This is a genomic window from Nocardiopsis sp. iso_186, assembly GCF_056173365.1.
Map to the genome: position 1 here is coordinate 4710494 of NZ_CM149670.1, position 19317 is coordinate 4729810.

The 19317-nt window shown below is 69.2% G+C and carries 15 protein-coding genes; 7 read left to right on the forward strand and 8 right to left on the reverse strand.

Annotated features, from left to right (window positions below; translation table 11 throughout):
* Positions 1-25 precede the first annotated feature (25 nt).
* Together rsmA and AC0VYP_RS20715 are read right to left on the reverse strand one after the other, a co-directional pair.
* Positions 26-889, reverse strand: coding sequence for a 16S rRNA (adenine(1518)-N(6)/adenine(1519)-N(6))-dimethyltransferase RsmA (gene rsmA, locus AC0VYP_RS20710; protein ID WP_475471331.1), 864 nt, complete (start codon positions 887-889; stop codon positions 26-28).
* A gap of 58 nt (positions 890-947) precedes the next feature.
* Positions 948-2198, reverse strand: coding sequence for a ubiquitin-like domain-containing protein (locus AC0VYP_RS20715; protein WP_475471333.1), 1251 nt, complete (start codon positions 2196-2198; stop codon positions 948-950).
* 325 nt (positions 2199-2523) lie between these two features.
* Here AC0VYP_RS20715 and AC0VYP_RS20720 point away from each other — a divergent pair, with 325 nt between their 5' ends.
* Complete coding sequence (locus AC0VYP_RS20720) at positions 2524-3624, forward strand: CaiB/BaiF CoA transferase family protein (protein WP_475471335.1); 1101 nt, start codon at positions 2524-2526, stop codon at positions 3622-3624.
* Here the strand turns inward: AC0VYP_RS20720 and AC0VYP_RS20725 are convergent.
* Positions 3621-4529 (reverse strand): TatD family hydrolase, encoded by a 909-nt coding sequence (locus tag AC0VYP_RS20725; RefSeq protein ID WP_285757750.1) that lies wholly within the window; start codon positions 4527-4529, stop codon positions 3621-3623. The two genes, AC0VYP_RS20720 and AC0VYP_RS20725, sit on opposite strands and share 4 nt — an antisense overlap.
* 147 nt (positions 4530-4676) lie before the next feature.
* Positions 4677-6497 (reverse strand): methionine--tRNA ligase, encoded by a 1821-nt coding sequence (gene metG, locus AC0VYP_RS20730; RefSeq protein WP_475471336.1) that lies wholly within the window; start codon positions 6495-6497, stop codon positions 4677-4679.
* 146 nt (positions 6498-6643) lie between these two features.
* On the opposite strand from metG, the gene AC0VYP_RS20735 reads away from it, so the two are divergent.
* Entirely contained in the window at positions 6644-7030 is a 387-nt protein-coding gene (locus tag AC0VYP_RS20735) for a hypothetical protein (RefSeq protein WP_475471338.1), read from the forward strand.
* A gap of 64 nt (positions 7031-7094) precedes the next feature.
* Positions 7095-9893 carry a protein translocase subunit SecD gene (secD, locus tag AC0VYP_RS20740; protein ID WP_285757753.1) on the forward strand — a complete coding sequence of 933 codons (2799 nt, stop codon included), beginning with the start codon at positions 7095-7097 and terminating at the stop codon, positions 9891-9893.
* Between the two features lie 101 nt (positions 9894-9994).
* On the opposite strand, the gene rsmI is transcribed toward secD, so the two are convergent.
* Entirely contained in the window at positions 9995-10858 is an 864-nt protein-coding gene (gene rsmI / locus AC0VYP_RS20745) for a 16S rRNA (cytidine(1402)-2'-O)-methyltransferase (protein WP_475471340.1), read from the reverse strand.
* A gap of 395 nt (positions 10859-11253) precedes the next feature.
* Here rsmI and AC0VYP_RS20750 point away from each other — a divergent pair, with 395 nt between their 5' ends.
* Together AC0VYP_RS20750 and AC0VYP_RS20755 are read left to right on the forward strand one after the other, a co-directional pair.
* Positions 11254-13155, forward strand: coding sequence for a dolichyl-phosphate-mannose--protein mannosyltransferase (locus tag AC0VYP_RS20750; protein WP_285757755.1), 1902 nt, complete (start codon positions 11254-11256; stop codon positions 13153-13155).
* A gap of 296 nt (positions 13156-13451) precedes the next feature.
* On the forward strand, positions 13452-13655 hold the full coding sequence (locus AC0VYP_RS20755) for a cold-shock protein (RefSeq protein WP_285757757.1): 204 nt from the start codon (positions 13452-13454) through the stop codon (positions 13653-13655).
* A gap of 72 nt (positions 13656-13727) precedes the next feature.
* On the opposite strand, the gene AC0VYP_RS20760 is transcribed toward AC0VYP_RS20755, so the two are convergent.
* A complete protein-coding gene (locus tag AC0VYP_RS20760; protein WP_475471342.1) occupies positions 13728-14612 on the reverse strand; it encodes an ion transporter in 885 nt (294 codons plus the stop codon).
* A 184-nt stretch (positions 14613-14796) separates the two neighbouring features.
* Here AC0VYP_RS20760 and AC0VYP_RS20765 point away from each other — a divergent pair, with 184 nt between their 5' ends.
* A complete protein-coding gene (locus tag AC0VYP_RS20765; protein WP_475471344.1) occupies positions 14797-15588 on the forward strand; it encodes a phosphatase PAP2 family protein in 792 nt (263 codons plus the stop codon).
* A gap of 42 nt (positions 15589-15630) precedes the next feature.
* The gene (locus tag AC0VYP_RS20770) at positions 15631-15948 is read left to right on the forward strand and encodes a sec-independent translocase (RefSeq protein WP_475471345.1); all 318 of its coding nucleotides are present in this window, start codon (positions 15631-15633) and stop codon (positions 15946-15948) included.
* 85 nt (positions 15949-16033) lie between these two features.
* Here the strand turns inward: AC0VYP_RS20770 and AC0VYP_RS20775 are convergent, their stop codons facing one another.
* On the reverse strand, positions 16034-16558 hold the full coding sequence (locus tag AC0VYP_RS20775; protein WP_285757765.1) for a transcriptional regulator: 525 nt from the start codon (positions 16556-16558) through the stop codon (positions 16034-16036).
* Between the two features lie 199 nt (positions 16559-16757).
* Entirely contained in the window at positions 16758-19217 is a 2460-nt protein-coding gene (locus AC0VYP_RS20780; RefSeq protein ID WP_475471347.1) for an endonuclease/exonuclease/phosphatase family protein, read from the reverse strand.
* Positions 19218-19317 lie beyond the last annotated feature (100 nt).

Sequence of the window (19317 nt, forward strand, 5' to 3'; positions counted from 1 at the left end):
ACGGCGGGACCTCGTGGCGGGCGGGTCAGGCGCGCTGCTCGGCGATCCGGGCGAAGGCCGTGATGTCCAGCGCCTCCCCCCTGGTGCGGTGGTCCACACCCGCGGCGCGCAGCGCCGTCTCGGCGGCGGGGGCCGAGCCCGCCCAGCCGGCCAGGGCCGCACGGAGGGTCTTGCGGCGCTGGGCGAAGGCGGCGTCCACGACCGCGAACACCTCCTGGCGGGTGGCCGTGGTCGTGGGGGCGGGACGGCGCACCAGTTCCACCAGGCCGGAGTCAACGTTGGGGGCCGGCCAGAACACGTTGCGCCCGATGGCACCGGCCCTGCGCACGTCGGCGTACCAGGCGGCTTTGGCCGAGGGCGATCCGTAGGTGCGGCTGCCCGGCCCGGCGGCGAGCCGGTCGGCGACCTCCGACTGCACCATGACCAGGCCGCGCTCCAGCGAGGGCAGTAGCTCCAACAGGTGCAGGACGACGGGGACGGCGATGTTGTAGGGCAGGTTGGCCACGAGCGCGGTGGGGGCGGGACCGGGGAGTTCGGTCACGCGCAGGGCGTCGGCGGTGACCACGTCGAGCCGGTCCGCGAGACCGGGCGCGTGCGCGGCGACGGTGGCGGGCAGTGCCGCGGCGAGGGCGGTGTCGATCTCCACCGCGGTGACCCGGCGCACGTGCGGCAGGAGGGCCAGGGTCAAGGAGCCCAGACCGGGGCCGACCTCCACGACGACGTCGCCGGAGCCCACTCCCGAGACGCGGACGATGCGACGCACGGTGCCGGCGTCGATCACGAAGTTCTGGCCGAGTGTCTTGGTGGGGCGGACGCCGAGGCGCTCGGCGAGACGCCGCACATCGACGGGGGTGAGCAGGCGGGCTTCGGCGCTGTCGGAATCGGTCACCTGCCCATTGTGGCCGAGCCCGACGGGTGTCCCCGCCAGGCCCGGCTCCGGGCCGCGGTCAGTCGAACAGGTGGACGCCGCATTCGGGCCACTGGCTCTGCCAGTTGCCGCCGACCATGTCGTAGAGCTTCTTGGCCCGCATGGTCTGTTCGTCGGGGCTTGCCTCGCTGGGCAGGCCCGTGCCTCCGGTGGAACTCCAGGTGGGCAGGGAGAACTGGTAGAGGCCGTAGTAGCCGGCGGGGTTGACGGCGCCGGCGTTACCGGTGGACTCGCACTGGGCGAGGCCCGCCCAGTTGAGACTGTCGGCGGGGCCGCCGACGTTGGGGTTGACCTCGGGTTCCTTGGTGCCGATCTCGGTGACGCCGTTGACGGGCTCCTTGGTGACCTTCTCCGAGAGCACGTGGTCGGTTTCCTCGCCCTCCTTGAGGACGGTGGCGTAGGTGATCTCCTTGACGCCGTCCTCGGGCTCGGTGACGACCTTCTTCTCGTCCTTGGGCAGTTCGGGGTTCTCCCGCTCCTCCGTCTCGGCCTCGATGGGGACCTCCTTGGTCTGGACCCCGCCCGTCAGGTGGGTGATCTTAACGACCATCCCGTTGAGGGGCTCCTCCTCCAGGGCGGGTTCGACGATGTCGTGCTCGCCGAGTTCGATCCCGCTGGCCTCGATGACCTCGCCGATCGTCTCGGCGTTGGTGTTGACCTCCAGGCGGACGCGGTCGCGCAGCAGCACGAGGTGGCGGGCGCTGCGGGCTTCGACGGAGAGCCCGGCGACGGGCACCTCTGCGGAACGTTCCTCGGACAGGGAGAGGGCTTGGGCCCCCATACCGATCTGGTCGAGGGCCTCTCCGACGGTGAGCGCGGTGACCCAGTGGGCGGCCGGGTCCTCCCCGTCAACGGCAAGGGTGAACTCGCGCCCGGTTCGGACCATCACCTCCGCCCCGGCACCCAGGGAAGTGGCGAGGGCAGGGGCGACGGCATCGCGCTCGCTGAGGGTGATGCCCTCGTCGTCGAGGATTTCCTGGACGGTGCCGCCGAAGGTGTGCACGGTTCGGCTCTCACCGTTGACGGTGAGCGTGATGCGCTTGTCCATGGCGAATGCCGTCCCGCCGCCGGCCAGCAGCAGAACGGCGGCCAGGACCGCGCCGATGACGACTCCGCGGCTGTTGCGCCAGGCTGCCAGGGGGTTGGGGCGACCGGCGCCGGACTTGCGGCGGCGCCGTGAGGCCGCGGCCGGGGCGGGGCGTGGTTCGGCGGATGTGGACGTGCCGCGGTGACCACGGCGGCCGCTGGGGCCTGAGGACCGGATACGCACGATGTTCAAGACCTTCGTGATGACTGGGCCGGGGAGGGCCTCGGTGCCGGGGGGGGGGACGTAACAAGGGGCGGCGGGCCGGAAAGGCCGGGGCGCGGGGGTTACGAGGAGAGATGCCGAAGAAGCGACCTTCGAAAATTATCACAGCGACCGGATTTCCGCTTTGGCCCTATCCGAATTCTCTTTCCTTGACGTGCGTTTATGACGTTCCTCCCGGTATTCCGTGATCGAAACGGCACCGAGGCGGGTAGCGGACCACCGGTGGGCCGGTCAGAATTGAAACCGAATCATGTTCTGTGCCCGATCGTCACCGGAGGTTGCATCTGTGGGCCCGCTCAACGGAATCCGAGTCGTGGAGTTCGCCGGAATCGGTCCGGGCCCGATGGCCGCCATGCTCTTGGCCGATCTCGGGGCGAGCGTGGTCAGGCTGGACCGCGTCGCCGTCGCACAGGAGACCGCGGCGGGCGGGGAACGGCCGCACATGAGCAGCGGACGCCCGGTCATGGGGGTGGACCTCAAGAGCGAGGCGGGGGCGGCAGCCACCCGCGCGATCGTCGCCGCGGCCGACGTCCTCCTCGAAGGTTTCCGCCCCGGGGTCATGGAACGCTTGGGCCTGGGGCCCGACACCTGCCTCGCCGCCAATCCCGGCCTCGTCTACGCCCGCATGACCGGCTGGGGACAGGACGGCCCCCTCTCCCGTCGCGCAGGCCACGACATGAACTACATCTCGCTCAACGGCGCCCTGCACACCTTCGGGCGCAAGGACGAGGCGCCCGTTCCTCCGGCGAACCTCGTGGGCGACTTCGGCGGCGGGACCATGTTCGTCGTCACCGGTATCCTCAGCGCCCTGCTGGAACGCCAGCGCTCGGGCCTGGGACAGGTGGTGGACGCGGCCATGGTGGACGGCAGCGCGTTCTTGATGTCGATGGCCTACGAGGAGCGGGCGAACGGCTCGTGGACCGACGAGCGCGGCGACAACTACCTCGACACCGGAGCGCCCTGGTACGACGTCTACGCGTGCGCGGACGGCGGCCACCTGTCGGTGGGCTGCATCGAGCCCCGGTTCTACGCGGCCTTCCTCGGCGTCCTGGGCCTGGACCCCGCCGGCCTTCCCGACCAGTGGGACCGCTCGGGGTGGCCGACGCTGCGGGAGCGCTTCGCCGCGGTGCTCGCGACCCGCTCCCGCGACGAGTGGGACGCGGCCTTCACCGGCACCGATGCCTGCGTGCAACCGGTTCTGAGCATGGCCGAGGCCGTCAACCACCCGCACGTACGGGCCCGCGGCTCGGTGCTGCGCGAGGGCGAGGTGCTGTACCCGGGGCCGGCCCCCCGGTTCAGCCGCACCCCGGGAACCGTCACCCGCGCCCCCGGCTTCGCGGCTCCGACCCTGGACGACACCCTGGCGGACTGGGGCGTGGAACTCTAGAGCGCGAACGCGCGGCGGGCGTTCGCGGCGACCGCCTCGGCCAGTTCGTCGTCGGCCATGCCCTTGGCCCGGGCAACCGCACGCAGGGTGTGCGGGATCAGGTAGGGGGCGTTGGGGCGCCCCCGGTAGGGCTTGGGGGTGAGGAAGGGGGCGTCCGTCTCCACCAGGATCAGCTCGGCGGGGGCAACCGCCGCGGCGTCGCGCAGGTGCTGGGCGCTGGCGAAGGTGACGTTCCCCGCGAAGCTCATGAAGTAGCCGCGGTCGGCACAGACCTTCGCCATCTCGGCGTCGCCGGAGAAGCAGTGGAAGACGACGCGTTCGGGTGCCCCCTCCTCCTCCAGTACGCGCAGCACGTCGTCGTGGGCGTCGCGGTCGTGGATCATGACGGCCTTGCCGTGCCGTTTGGCGATGGCGATGTGCGCCCGGAACGACTCCTCTTGGGCGGCGATGCCCTCGGGGCCGGTACGGAACCGGTCCATCCCGGTCTCCCCGACCGCGCGGACCTGTTCCAGGGCCGCCAGGGCGTCGATCTCCGCGAGGGCTTCCTCCAGGGCCGCGGTGCCTCCCGCTGGGCGCGCCGGGTCCCACTCGGTGGCGTCGGCCTCGTCGAGACCGTGCACGATGCGCGGCGCCTCGTTGGGGTGCAGGGCCACCGCCGCCCACACGGTGTCGTGCTCGGCGGCGACCCGGGCCGCCCAGCGCGATCCGGCGAGGTCGCAGCCGACCTGCACCAGCGGGGTGACTCCGACCGAGGCGGCCTTGGCCACGATCGCGGCGACGTCGCCGCCCTGCATGTCCATGTGGGTGTGGGAATCGGCCACGGCCACCCGCAGCGGCTCGGGCGGGGGCGGGATCTCGTCGCGGGCGCGGTCGCGTTGGGCGCGCTGGTTCTTGCTCTTGCTCACGGAAGGCAAGTCTATGGACGTCGCGGACACGGCGCCCTCACCCGTTGCCTGGCGGCCCTCCCGGCCCGGTCGGAGTACCTCCCCGCAAAACGCGGTCGCCCCGGTCCTCCAGGAGGACCGGGGCGACCGCGGTGCACGAGACGCGGACTACTCCGCGGCCTTCTCCTCCAGTCGGGCCAGCTCCTCGTTGACGATGGACGGGTCGAGCTTGCGGAACAGCGGGGTGGGCGCGTTGAGCGGGGTGCCGGGCACGATCGGGACCGACTCCCAACGGGCGGCGTCGCCGGCGTAGTCACCGGTGATGACCGGGTAGGTGGACACCCCGTCCTCACCACCGATGGAGTCGGTGACCTCTTCCAGTCGGGGCATGGAGGACCATTCGCCGGTGCCGCCGAGCATCGCGTGGACCTTGTTGGAGGAGGCCGGCAGGATCGGGGTGAGCAGGGTCTTGGCGTCGCTGACCAGTTGCAGTGCGACATGCAGGACCGTCTTCATCCGTTCCGGGTCGGTCTTCTTCAACTGCCACGGGGCCTGGTCTGAGATGTACTTGTTGGCCTCGGCGACGGTACGCATGGCTTCCTGGACGGCCGACTTGAACTGGGACCGGTTCAGCCGCTCCCCCACGACCGCGAACGCGGCCTTGGAGGCGTCCAGGACCGCGCGGTCCTCATCGGTGAGCGTGCCGGCCTCCGGGATCTCCCCCAGGTTCTTGGCCGCCATGGAGATGGAACGGTTGACCAGGTTGCCCCAGGCCGCGACCAGCTCGTCGTTGGTGCGGCGGACGAACTCCGCCCAGGTGAAGTCGGTGTCGTGCGTCTCGGGCCCGGCCGCGGTGATGTAGTACCGCAGGGCGTCGGCGTCGTAGCGCTCCAGGAAGTCGCGTACGTAGATGACGACGCGGCGCGAGGAGGAGAACTTGCGGCCCTCCATGGTCAGGAACTCGCTGGAGACGACCTCGGTGGGCAGGTTGAGCGCGCCCAGCGCTCCGGGCTCGCCGCCCTTGTCCCCCTTGCCGCTGTATCCCAGCAGCATGGCGGGCCAGATCTCGGAGTGGAAGACGATGTTGTCCTTGCCCATGAAGTAGAAGGACTCGGCTTCGCCGTCCTGCCACCATTTGCGCCACGCCTCGGGGTCACCAGAGCGCTTGGCCCATTCGATGGACGCCGACAGGTAGCCGACCACAGCGTCGAACCAGACGTAGAGCCGCTTGTTGGCCTGCTCGCTCCAGCCCTCCAGCGGAATGGGCACGCCCCAGTCGAGGTCGCGGGTTATGGCCCGGGGCTGGAGGTCGTCGAGGAGGTTCAGCGAGAACTTCAGGACGTTGGGACGCCACTGGCCCTCCTTCGTCTTCAGCCAGTCGCCGAGGATGGCGGCGAAGGCGGACAGGTCGAGCATGAAGTGCTCGGTGTCCACGAAGTCGGGGGTCTCGCCGTTGATCTTGGAACGGGGGTCGATCAGGTCAATCGGGTCGAGCTGGTTGCCGCAGTTGTCGCACTGGTCGCCGCGTGCACCGTCGTAACCGCAGATGGGGCAGGTGCCCTCGACGTAGCGGTCGGGCAGCGTGCGTCCGGTGGACGGCGAGATCGCTCCCTTGGTGACCTTGGAGAAGATGTAGCCGTTCTTGTGCAGACCGGTGAACAGCTCCTGCACGACCGCGTAGTGGTTGGCCGTGGTGGTGCGGGTGAACAGGTCGTAGGAGAGCCCGAGGCCGACGAGGTCCTCGGCGATGATCCTGTTGTAGCGGTCAGCCAGTTCGCGGGCCGTCACGCCCTCTTGGTCGGCGAGCACCTGGATCGGGGTGCCGTGCTCGTCGGTGCCGCTGACCATGAGCACGTCGTGGCCGGACATTCGCTGGAAGCGTGCGAAGACGTCGGAGGGGACCCCGAACCCGGAAACGTGCCCGATGTGGCGTGGACCATTGGCATAAGGCCAGGCCACCGCAGTCAGAATGTGGCGTTTCAACGACATGGACCAAGCCTAGGCCCATGCCCGGGTGGCTTCGGCCCGATCGCGGCGGGCGATTCTGTGTTTTGCGTCTGCGCGCACGACCTATTCGTGAGCATGCGCGGATAGTGTGTGTGGCCGTAAGGCCATGCCTCGCGACCCGAAGGAAGGTGGTCTTCACGGTTTCGCGTGCTCTGGCCACCCTGGTGGCCGCGATGCTGATGCTGCTGTGCGCCCCGGTGCTGCCCGCGGCTGCTGTCGAGCGCCCGCCGGAAGCCCTTCAGGGGTTTCATTCGGCGGGTTACTGGCCTCATGCCGCGGTGAGCCCCGCCCACGATTCCGCGTCGATCTCGATCGCGTTGGCGAAGTGGAGCGGCGACCAGCGGTCGGTCCCGCGGGACGTGCCCGACGGCTACGTCCCCGCCGCGGTGGGCTTTCCCCGCCCCCAAGGCGGTTGGTCGCGGGTCGAGCCGCGCGACGAGGCGGCGGCCCCCGATCCCGGGAACGTCCCGGACCTCCCTCAGGGACGCGCGCCTCCGGTTCCCGAGCGCGCCTGAAGCCCCAGTCAGTACCGGCGTTCGCCGGTTCGTTGCATCCTTCATGTCCTGAGAGGTATGTGTCTTGTCCAGTTCCCAGGGATCCGGAGCGCGTGTCATACGCGGCTTCCTGTCCCTTTTCATCGTGCTCGGCGCGCTGGCCGCCGGGTGGTTCATGCCACCGAAACTGGGGCTCGACCTCAGTGGTGGTACCCAGATCATCCTGGAGACCCAGGACGGCGACGACGGCACCGAGGCCAACGCCGAGAACACCGACAAGGTCGTCGAGGTTCTGCGCAACCGCATCGACGCCCTGGGGGTCAGCGAGGCGACGATGTCGCGCTCGGGCGAGAACCGCGTCATCGTGGAGCTCCCCGGTGTGCAGGACCCGACCGAGGCTGCCGAGATCATCGGCCAGACCGCGCAGCTGACCTTCCACCCGGTGCTGGGGATGTCCCAGGGCGGCGGCGCGGGCGGCGGCCTGGGCGGGCTCGGCGGGGACAGCGCCAACGCCCCCGCGGACGAGTCCAACGCCCCCGCGGCGGACGGCGAGGCTCCCGCGGACGGTGCCCCCGAGGGGATGAGCCCCGAGGACCTGGAGGCGCTCCTGGGCAACCAGGGCGGCGCTCCCGGCGCGGGCGGCGACCAGCCGGCGGAGAACCCGGCCGACGTCGCGCTGACCCTGCCCGACGAGCAGGGCAACCAGCTTCAGCTGGGCAAGGCCGTCATCCAGGGCGACCAGGTGGCCAGCGCCTCCGCGGCACTGACCCAGTTCCAGGACGCGTGGGTCACCAACCTGTCCTTCAGGTCCGACGGCCGGGAGGCGTGGGCCAAGCTGAGCGGTGACGCCGCCTGCTTCGACCAGGGCGACGCCAAGCGCCGCATCGCGATCGTCCTGGACAACAAGGTCATCTCCGCCCCCGTCGTCCAGGACGCCACCTGCGGGGTCGGCTACACCACGGGCACGACCTCGATCAGCAACCCCGACGGCATGCCGCTGCCGGAACAGCAGGAGTCGTCGCAGGAACTGGCCACGCTGATCGAGGGCGGCTCGCTTCCGCTCCCGGTCACCGAGGTGCAGCGCCAGACGGTCGGCCCGACCCTGGGTGCGGAGGCCATCCAGGCCAGCTTCATCGCGGGCGGCATCGGCATCCTGCTGACCGCGCTCTACATCTGCGTCGCCTACCGCTTCGCGGGCTTCCTGGCGTCGCTGGCGCTGATCTGCTACACCCTCATCGCCTACGCGGCGATGGTGGCGCTCGGCGCGACGCTGACCCTGCCGGGTCTGGCGGGCTTCGTCCTGGCGATCGGTATGGCCATCGACGCCAACGTGCTGATCTTCGAACGGGCGCGTGAGGAGTACCAGCGCCAGCAGAAGGTGTACGCGTCCAACAAGCTGGCCGGTATGAGCGACGCCACCGACAAGGAGCAGGAGGAGTCCGAGGCGGGTGTGTTGACCCGTCGCCGCCGCCGTGCGATCCCGCCGAGCCTGCACAAGGCGTTCGTCGTGGGTACGCAGAAGGCGTGGAGCGCGGTGCTGGACACCAACATCACCACGCTCATCGCCGCGGCGCTGCTGTTCTTCCTCGCCTCGGGCAACGTCCAGGGCTTCGGCGTCACGCTGGGCCTGGGCACCATCGCCTCGATGGTCTCGGCGCTGCTCATCGCGCGCGTGCTGATGGAGTGGGTGGTGGCGCGGTCCAACCCGCGCAAGCACTACTGGATCTTGGCGCTGGTGCCGCTGTTGGCCCTGATCCCGCTGTTCAGCGGGCTCGCGCTGACCGACGTGGCGCCGATGCTGGCGATCGTGCTGATCGTGTTCGTCGTGGCCCTGGCGATCATTCCGTCGATCGTGCGCAAGTACCCCGCCAGCAGCGGTATCGCCAACTTCAGCGGGGTGCGCACCTGGCTGGTCAAGCGCAACCCCGACCTCATGAAGCGCAGTGCCCTGTGGCTGGGTGTCAGCGGTCTCGTGGCGGTCGTGGCGGTCGTGGGCCTGGTCGTGCGTTCGCCCAACTACGGCGTCGAGTTCACCGGCGGCCGGGTCATGGAGTTCGCCGTCAGCGCCCCGGTGAGCGTGGACACCGCCCGCCAGGTGGTGGCCGACGCAGGGTTCCCCGAGGCGGTCGTGCAGGAGTCGGGTGACGGTGGCATCGCGGTGCGCACTGGGCAGGTGACCGACGCCGAGGCCCAGCGCATCCAGGACTCCCTTGAGGACCAGGTCAACGAGGAGACCGATTCCGGAACCGGAACGGTCGAGCGGCTCAGCGACGAGAAGATCGGCCCGAGCATGGGCAACGAGCTGCGCAACAAGGCGATCTTCGCCTTGATCGCGGCGCTGGTGCTCCAGATGGGCTACCTGGCCTGGCGGTTCCGCTGGTCCTTCGGTCTGGCGACGATGATCGCGCTGGCCTTCGACATCGTGGTGGTCATCGGCCTGTTCGCGTGGCTGGGCAAGCCCATCGACGGCGTGTTCCTCGCCGCGATCCTCAGTGTCATCGGTTTCTCGGTGAACGACTCGGTGGTGGTGTTCGACCGGGTCCGTGACGAGTGGGCCCATGACCAGAAGTCGAAGTTCTCCGCGATCGCCAACCAGGCGATCCTGCACACGCTGCCGCGAACGGTGAACTCCGGTATCGGTGGCATCTTCATCCTGGCCACACTGGCGATCTTCGGTGGTTCGTCGCTGACGGACTTCTCGATCGCGATGCTGGTGGGTCTGGTTTCGGGCATGTTCTCCACGGTCTTCGTGGGGACTCCGCTGGCGATCTGGTTGCAGAAGTACGACCGGACCGCGCCGCCGCACGTGGTCAAGGAGAAGAAGACCAAGCAGCGCAAGGAGCTGCGCGAGGCGCGCGAGGAGAGCGACGGCGCGGTCGTCTGACCGGCTCGCCCGTCTCTTGCGCCATCCCGCGGGGGCGGGGCCCGTACCAACGGGTCCCGCCCCCGCGGCGTCGCTGCCGCGGCGTCAACAGGGGTGGGCCGCTAACCCACCCCGTGCGCGGCGTCGTAGACCTCGCGCTTGGGCAGCCCCAAGCGTTTGGCGACCTCCTGGATGGCCTGCTTGCGCGGCACGCCGGCGGCCTCCCGCTCGGCGACCGCCGCGGCGAGGTCGGCGGGCTCGCGGCTCACCTCCGGCGCGCCGGCTCCTTCAACCACGAGGGTGATCTCGCCGCGGACCTCTCCTGCCGCCCACTCGGCCAGGTCGGCGAGCCCGCCGCGGCGCACCTCCTCATAGGTCTTGGTGAGCTCCCGGCAGACCGCACCGCGCCGGTCGGCGCCGAATGCCCCGGCCATCGCGGCGAGGGTCGCCGCCACCCGGTGCGGGGACTCGAAGAAGACCATGGTGCGGCGTTCCTCGGCGAGGCCCGCGAAGTGGGTCGCCAGGCCCTTGCGAGGGGGGAAGCCCTCGAAGCAGAACCGGTCGGTGGGCAGCCCCGACAGCACCAGCGCGGTGGTGACCGCGGAGGGGCCGGGGATGACCGTGACCGGGACGTCCGCGGCGACACACGCGGTCACCAGGCGGTAGCCGGGGTCGGAGACGCCGGGCATACCGGCGTCGGTGACCACGAGCACGTCGTGGCCGGCCTCCAACTCGACCAGTAGTTCCTCGGCGCGGCGGCGCTCGTTGGCGTCGTAGTAGGACACGACGCGTGCGCCGTCCTCGCCTCCCAGGCGGATGCCCAGTCTCGACGCGAACTGACGGAGCCTGCGCGTGTCCTCGGCCGCGATGATGCCGGTGCTCTCCAGCGCCGCACGCAGTCGCGGCGGCGTGTCCTCGCGGTGCCCGATGGGAAGCCCCGCAAGGATCAGCGTCCCCGGTCCGCTTCCGTTTTCTTGCTCGGTCACCTGATCAGTCCTTTGCACGCCTCTGGTTCGTGGGGCGTCGTCCGGTGATGGGGAAACGGATCGACTGGATCCGAATCGCGCTGCCCGCCTCCCGCCCCTTTTCGCTCTAGTATGGCCGGGTCGGCGTCATCGCCCGTCGGGCGAGGCGTGCCATAGGGGCCCGTCTTCCGGCGCGCACGGCGCAACCGCCGAAAACCCCGGTCGGTCTGGCCAGGTCGTCCGGTTCCATCCCAGTTCACCAGGCGTTATCAGGTTTCGCTCGCCCCGTGTGAGGGTGGGCCGCGGCACCTGAACGGCTCCGCGGTCACCGCACGCGGGCCAGGCCAACGGAAAGGAGTCGGCGTCTCCCCGGAGCGGACCCCACTCGTCCCAGGGACGTACTCGCCATGAAACGCATGACCATCACAGCCCTCCCCAACAGTTCTCCGTCCTCTCCGTCGTCCTCTCCGTCGCTTCGCGGCCGGCTGGTCCCGGCGATGCCCGCCCCCGCCTGGTTGGGCTGGGTGGCCGCGCTGGTCGTGACGGTGTTCGCCGGCGCGCTGCGCTTCATGCGACTGGGCAATCCGGCGGAGATCTATTTCGACGAGACCTACTACGTCAAGGACGCTTTCGGGCTGCGCGAGTTCGGCTTCGAACACGAGAGCGTGGAGAACGCCGACGCGCTGCTGGCACAGGGAACCCAGGAGATCTGGACCGGCGGTGGCGACTTCATCGTGCACCCGCCCCTGAGCAAGTGGATGATCGCTGCGGGCGACAGCCTGTGGGGGGCGATGCCGTTCGGCGACATCATGACGCCGTTCGGCTGGCGCTTCGCCGCGGCCCTGGTGGGTGCGTTGTCGGTGCTGCTGCTGGTGCGCATCGCGACGCGGATGACGCGGTCGGTGCTACTGGGCTGCTCGGCGGGCCTGATCATGGCGCTGGACGGCCTGCACTTCACCATGAGCCGGATCGCCATGGTGGACATGTTCCTCACCTTCTGGGTCCTGGCGGGATTCGCCTGTCTGATCATCGACCGGGACCGCACCCGGGCCCGGTTGGCCGCGGCGACCGAAGAGGGCCGGGTGTCGGCCAGTCGTCTGGCGATGGGGGTGTGGGACAGGGCGGCTGTGTTCGCGGAGCGCTTGGCCCTTCGGGCCGCCCCCGCCTCGGCCACGGTGTCCGTGCCGGCCGGCGCGTCCGGTTTGGAGAGCAGCGGCACTGAACAGCCTCCCGGCGCCTACCCTGATCCTGATCGGGTCGGCGAGGCCGGCGCCAAGCCGTGGCCGCGGGCGACCGCCTGGCTGGCTCGGGCGACCGCGCGCCGGGCTGCGGCGGCCCGGTCGGCGGATCGGATCGTGGTGCGCTGGCTGGGTATGCGTTGGTGGCGGATCGCCGCGGGCGTGTGTCTGGGGCTTGCCTGCGGGACCAAGTGGTCGGCGCTGTTCTTCGTGGCCGCTTTCGGCCTGCTCACGGTGGCGTGGGACTACGGGGCCCGCCGTAGCGTGGGGCAACGGCGAGCGGGGGGACGCTGGCTGCGCATCGATGCGATCCCGGCGTTTTTCCAGGTTGTGGGAGTCGCGGCCATCGGCTATGTGGCGACGTGGAGCGGCTGGCTGCTCACGTCGGGCGGGTGGGGCCGTGACTGGGCCGACAGTCACACCGGCGGGGTGTGGTCCCGGCTGCCCGATTGGGCGCTGACGGTGGTCAACCCGCTGCGCAGCCTGTGGGAGTACCACAGCCAGATCCTCGGGTTCCACAACGACCTGTCCGCGCCCCACGACTACGCCTCGAAGCCGTGGGAGTGGCTGGTCATGCGCACCCCGGTGGCCTTCTACTACGACGGTGACGCCACGGGGTGCGGGGCCAGCTCCTGTTCCAGCGCGATCCTGAGCATCGGCACGCCCGCGGTGTGGTGGTTGTCCATCGTCGCCTGCCTGGTGCTGCTGGGCTGGTGGGTGACCTACCGGGACTGGCGCGCGGGCGCGGTCCTGCTGGGGGTGGCGGCGGGGTGGCTTCCGTGGTTCGCCTACCCGGAGCGGACCATGTTCGTGTTCTACGCGCTGCCGATGCTGCCGTTCCTGGTGCTGGCGCTCGTACTGACGCTGGGTCTGTTGATGGGGCCCGACGCCAACCATCCGCGGTTCTCGCTTCGGACCCGAGTCGTGGGCGGGGTGGTCTACGGCGTGGTGATGCTGCTGATCATCGCCAACTTCGCCTACCTGTACCCGGTGTTGAGCGCTCAGGTCATCCCGTATCAGGAATGGGCGGATCGAATGTGGTTCACCACCTGGATCTACGGAAACGGCGGCGCCGAGTAAACGGGGGCGCACTTGTCGCCGGCCCTTCTTTGCGGGGCCGAATGGTGAGTGCGCCACCGCCGCGTAATCGGACTTCCACGATGAATTTACCGGCCGAAAACTCTCTACAATCCCAGGACCCTGCTGGTAGTGTCATGCCCTGGTTGCGGTTGTTGTTTCCATTGATGGCCCAGGCGCCTCGCGGAACTTCACAAGGGCGCTTGTCATCCGTACCGGGAAGCCTCCCGGGGCGGGCGCCCAGCGACCCGAGACCAGCAGGGTGCGGTCTCGCTCGTACTTCCCCAAAGGGAGAGCAAATGGCTCAGGGCACCGTGAAGTGGTTCAACTCTGAGAAGGGTTTCGGGTTTATCGCCGTTGAAGGCGGCGGCCCGGACGTGTTCGTTCACTACTCGGCGATCGCGGGTGCCGGCTTCCGGAACCTGGAGGAAGACCAGGCGGTCGAGTTCGAAATCACCCAAGGCCCCAAGGGTCCCCAGGCGTCCGACGTGCGTGCGCTCTAGGTATCTGGCTTCGAAGCCCTTCGTCCTTTTATCGGGCGGGGGGCTTTTCGCTGTCCGTTCCCCCGGCCGCGATCAATCCTCACGCTCCGCGGTCCTCACCGCCGGGGCGTCCTCGCCCGGGTCGTCCTGACCGACGGCTCCCTGACCGTCCGGTTCGGGTTCCGCGTCCCGGTCCACCGGTTGACCGCCCATCTCCCGAACCTGTTCGGACAGCTGGTTCACCTGTTTTCCCAGTTCCTCCAGTCGTTTCATGACCGCCTGGTGCTGCTGCAGCTCCAGTTCCTGGTCTTCCTCCCACCGCTCGGCGCTGACTTCGGTCTCCATCGAGGTGACGATGACACCGATGATCAGGTTGAGGACGATGAAGGCGCTGATCACGATGAAGAGGACGAAGAAGATCCAGGCGTAGGGGGACTCCTCGATCACCGTGTCGGAGATGTCGGGCCAGTTCTCCGTTGTGAGCAGCATGAACAGCGTGTAGAGGGTCGTGCCCAGGTTGCCGAAGTACTGGGGGGAGATGTCCTCGAACAGTTTCTCGCCCATGATGGCGGCGGTGTACATGATCACGAACAGCAGGCCGATGACGGTGCCCAGGCCGGGCACCGAGCGAAACAGCGCGTTGACGACGTTGCGCATGTGCGGGATGACGCTGATCAGGCGGAGCAGGCGCAGGATGCGCAGCAGCCGCAGGACCGAGAAGCCCTCGGACGCGGGGATCACCGCGACACCGACCACCAGGAGGTCGAACCAGTTCCAGCCGTCCTTGAAGAACGCCAGACCGCGCGCGTAGATCTTGAGCAGGAGTTCGACGACGAAGAAGCCGACGAACGCGTACTCGGCGAACAGGAAGTAGCCGTTGACCGCCGCGAACTGCTCCTCGTAGGTCTCCAGCCCCAGGGCTATGCCGTTGAGCACGATCACCGCTATGACGGTGTTCTGGAACCACTGCGCGTCCACGAGTGCTTCCGCGTGCCCTCGCAGCCACCGGTTTTTCACTGATCCCCCTGCTGCCACGCCATTTTTTGGTTTCGCCCCGAGCCCTGGCAACCTTAACGCGCGGCCTTCGGCGGCCTCCCGACACCCCGGACCCGACGTGACGCCTAAGCTGAAACCCGCCCGGACCAGCTGAGGAGGCCGCACCGTGGCGACGACGCAGAAGGCGGACGCCGATACCGCCCGGACCGGACCCCTTCGGCTGGCGGGATGGCTGTTCGTGGTCGCGGCGGCGCTTGCGCTGCTGACCTGGCAGGTCGTCGTCCAGGGGCCGGTGACCGCACTGGACTGGCCGCTGCACGTCCACCTGGACGCGCGCCAGCCGGAGGGCTGGCTCATGGAGCTCGCCGTGCTGGTGGCCCGTCTCGGCCAGCGGGCGGTGACCGTTCCGCTGCTGTTGGGCGCCGCGCTGTGGGCGACGTGGCACCAGCGCGGGCCTCGGCCGCTACTGGCCACTCTCACGGGTCTGGCGTCGCTGGCGGTCATGGGGACACTGTTGAAGGTCGCGGTGGGCCGGACCCCACCGGTGGTCGGGGTGGACGTGGTGTCACCGGGGCTGGGCAACGTCGTGGACTGGGCGGTCTCGTTCGTGAGCCTGGGGGCGGTGGCCTTCGACGGTTACGTCTCCTTCCCTTCAGGGCATTCCGCGAACGCCGCCCTGACGTACCCTTTGTTGGCTCTGCTGCTGTTCGGTCCGTGCGGTGCGCGGCCCGACCCGCGAAAGGCCCGCATCGCAGTGTGGTGGGCGATCGTCCCGGTTGCCGCGGTGGGCGCGATGATGACCGTGCTCGACTATCACTGGGCGACCGAGTCGATCGGGGGATGGCTGTTGGGGGCCGGGGTGTTGCTCGTCGCGCTGCTGGTGCTGGGCGAGCGCCCGCACAGGGCACGCGCCGCGTGTCCGGACCTTGAGGTGAGCGGTCCGGGTGCGACGGGTTAACCTGCTATCCGGTAGGGCTGTCGGTTCGCCGAAGGGAAACGGATGTTCAACATCGGGGCGGGCGAGTTCCTCGTCCTCGGGGTGATCGCGCTCCTGGTCTTCGGCCCGGAGCAGCTTCCGAAGGCAGCGGCGCAGGCCGGTCGGGTACTGCGCCAGTTGCGCAAACTCGCCGACAACGCCAAGAGCGACATCCAGGCGGGCCTGGGGCCCGAGTACAAGGACTTCGACGTCCAGGACCTCAACCCCAAGCGGTTCGTACAGAAGCACTTCTGGGACGACGACGATGACGAGCAGCCGAAGCCGGGAGCGGCGGCCCAGCTGAACGGCCGACGGCCTCCCTTCGACAGGGAAGCCACCTGACCGGGACCTTCGCAGGACGCAGCGGTGTCGGCGGTCCGGATCGCTCCGGCGCTTCTGGGTAGGGCCGAGCGCTCCGCGAAACGCTTCACCCGAGCATGAGCAGGATCAGCAGTCCGGCCGACAACACCACCACCGAACCGATGATGATGGCCGACGGAGCGAAGAGCGCCACCAGTAGTTCGACGGTGAGGGTGGCTCCGATGAGGGAGACCGCCCATGGCCAGCGCGGAGCCGGATCCCATTCGTTGGCGCGCTCGCGCTGGAGGCTGACCAGCAGCGACACTGCGATTACCAGCCAGAACAGTACGTGTCCGGCGACGCGTGTGCCCACGGGCAGGAAGCCCGCCAGGCTGGCCGAGACCAGTGCGTAGACGACGCTGCCCACCGCCAGTCCCCAGGGGCGTCCCGGGCGTTCCGGGGCGATGGGTTTGACCTTGGCCGGGGTCTGGCGTTTGAAGCGTGCGGGAGGTTCTTCGGCTGCCGGCTGCGGCCGGGCCGGAGTCGGAACGGTCGATTCGGGCGGCGGCTGGGTCAACCGTCCGTCAGGATCATCGAACCGGTAGTAACCGCCTTCGTCCTGCCCGTCCGGCCGGTCGGTCCTGTCCGCCACGTCCGCCCCTGTTCACAGCGCCCGAGGGCGCCGACCGTTCGATCCGATCGGCGCCCCGGGCACCCGGTCTCGCCCGCACCGTCTTTGTATTTATGAGCATGACCCGATGGAGCAGCGGTCAACCCTGAGTAGCGGGGATGCGCACGAACATCTGACGCTTCCGTCAGGCCGGGGTCAGACGGTTGTCAAGGCGAACCCGCTAGGGGCGGTGGATCCGGTCTTCCCGGGCGTCGATCCGGGGGTCGCCGGTCAGTGGGCGGAAACGGACGATCTGCGGGTCGTGGTCGCTGACCTGGTCGTGGAATTCGGCGTTGACCCGGACGATGTCGTAGCTAACACGGTTCTTGAGGGCGGGTGAGGTGAGGATGTGGTCCAACGCCTGGGAGTTGCCGTCGTAGACGTAGTTGTAGCGCTGTTTGCGGGGCAGGTCGTCGATGGGGGCGTAGAGGCCCCTGCGCTGGGTCAGCGTGGTCAGGGTGGTGGAGAAACGGAAGTCGTTGAGGTCGCCGATGACCAGAACGTTCGCGCTGGGATCGGCCTTGAGCAGACTGTCGGTGAAGTCGCGCACGAGGCGGGCCTGGGCGTGGCGTTGGGTCTCCGAGGACCGGACCGGGGGCTGGCTGATTCCGTGCAGGGGCTGGTCCCCGCCTTTGGAGTTGAAGTGGTTGGTGACCACGAAGACGGAGCGGTCCTGGAATCGGAACTGCCCCACCAGCGGTTTGCGGCTGCTCGCCCATGCCTCGTCGATGGGGCTGATGCGTCCTGGGGAGACGCTGAGTGCGACCTCGTCGCGGCCCCCGCCGAGGACGCGCACGGGGGTGGTGGCGTCACCGCCGGGAATGTCGGTGAACTCGACCCGTGTGGGGTCGAACAGGAAGGCATTGCGGATGTTGCCGCCGGGCTGGCCGCCGTCGGCCTTGTCCTGGGGGCTGATCTCGCGCCAGTGGTATCCGGGACCGCCCGCGTCCTTGACGGCTTGGGCGAGGCGGTCGAGCGTCATGTCGGCGGCGACGGTGCCGTCGTCGGTGGGGCCGCTGTTGTCCTGGATCTCCTCCAGGCCGATGATGTCGGGCGAACCGAGGTTGGCGACGATGCCGTCGGCGAGTCGGTCGAACTTGGCGTCGGAGTCCTGGGGCGAGAGGTTCTCGACGTTGTAGGTGGCCACCGACAGTTCGTCGTCGCGTTGAGGTGCGGTGGACTCGCGTTCCAGACCGTTGTCGATGTGCTCGCCGAGGGTGGTCGCCTTGATCAGGTAGCCGCCGAACTGGCTGTAGGAGAGGGGGCCGGAGGTGACACCGGCGAGCTCGTCCCCGACATTGGCCTTGGGGAAGGGGCGTTCGGCGAAGGGGACCAGCGATTCGATCTTGAGTCTGCCGGTGTTGGGAGTGGAGTAGGAGCCGTAGACGGTGCCGCCCCGCGGCGAGGGGCTCTGCCGGGGCTTGGTGGTCACCCACAGGGCGTTGTAGGCGTCGGTGGCACCGACGACTCGCGCATCGGTGACGCTGACCAGCATGTGCTCGTTGGCGGCCCAGTAGTCCAGGGCATACCGCTTGGGGTCGAGCGTCAGACCGGTGATGTCCGCGCCTTCGGGGGCGATGCGCTCGGGAACACTGTGGCGGGCCAGTCGCACCGGGTCGGGGAGGGCGTTGCCGGAGGACAGCACCGTCCACACGGCGCCGTTCAGCTGGGTGACGGTCTGGTTGGGGGTGGTTGCCCCGCCCGCACGGAATTCCGCGACGGTGCCGCTGACCAGGACGTCGTCCCCCGACTGGACGTCGGGGGTGGTCGATCCGGTGAACACGAACAGGGCTTCGCTGGTGCGAGGGTCGCGATCGGGTTCGGGGTCCTGGAACCAGAAGCCGCGGGCCGAGCCGAACGGGTTGATCGCGGTGACGATCCCCGGCACCCCTTCGACCGCCCGGCCGGCGTGCGGGGAGACGCGGGTGGTTCCCTGGATGTCGTGGATGCGCAGTTCACCGGGTTCCTGCGGGCCCTCCTCCCCCGGTTCCTCTCCTGCGGTCTGCCCCGCGGAGTTGACGGGAGTGGGCTCTTTGGCGGTGAAGTCGGCGGAGTTGTCGTCGGTGTCGCCGAAGGCTGCCGAACGCGCCGTTGAGACCGGGTTGGTGGTGGCCGCGGCGGGTGCGGTCTCGTAGACGGCCGCATCGCCCCAGCCGATCAGGTTGACGATGGATTCGTGGCCGGCACAGTCTGCGGCGGTACGGCAGGTGATCGGCTCGGTTCCGGCCACGAGCGCGACGATGCCCTGGGTGGCTGACATGGTGGTGGTTCCCGTGGCATCGGGGGTGGGCAGGTCCGTGCTGCCTCCGCTGCCGGTCGCCTGCGCGACGAGATAGTTTCCACCGGCGGGGACCGATCCGCTGAGCGGGGTGACCTGGACGGTGGAGTTGGCGCCGGGCCTGGCCGGGAGGTACTGCACACTCCAGCCGTCGAGGGCGGCAGCGGTGGATCCGGAGTTGCCGAGTTCGACGAAGTCGGCACGCAGGGTCGCGCCACTGTTGCCACCTCCCCCGTACACTTCGCTGATGACGATCGGGGACGGGGCAGCAGCCGCAGGCGCCGCAGGGGCGATACCAGCGCCAATGACGAGGGCCGCTACCGCCGCCGTTGGCCACGGGGGTCGGATTCGGGGGAGGGGCACGCTCTGCTCCAAGCTCTAGTGGGTGGTCGTATCGTTTCGCCTCCGCGCATCCCTGATGCGGACGGAAAGTGACGAATCGGCAACCAAAAGTTGGAGGGGT

Coding starts and splice junctions, on each gene's coding strand:
- metG (WP_475471336.1), bottom strand. CDS start 6,497: ATGTCGTTGAAACGCCACATTCTGACTGCGGTGGCCTGGCCTTATGCC.
- AC0VYP_RS20750 (WP_285757755.1), top strand. CDS start 11,254: ATGACCATCACAGCCCTCCCCAACAGTTCTCCGTCCTCTCCGTCGTCC.
- AC0VYP_RS20755 (WP_285757757.1), top strand. CDS start 13,452: ATGGCTCAGGGCACCGTGAAGTGGTTCAACTCTGAGAAGGGTTTCGGG.
- AC0VYP_RS20770 (WP_475471345.1), top strand. CDS start 15,631: ATGTTCAACATCGGGGCGGGCGAGTTCCTCGTCCTCGGGGTGATCGCG.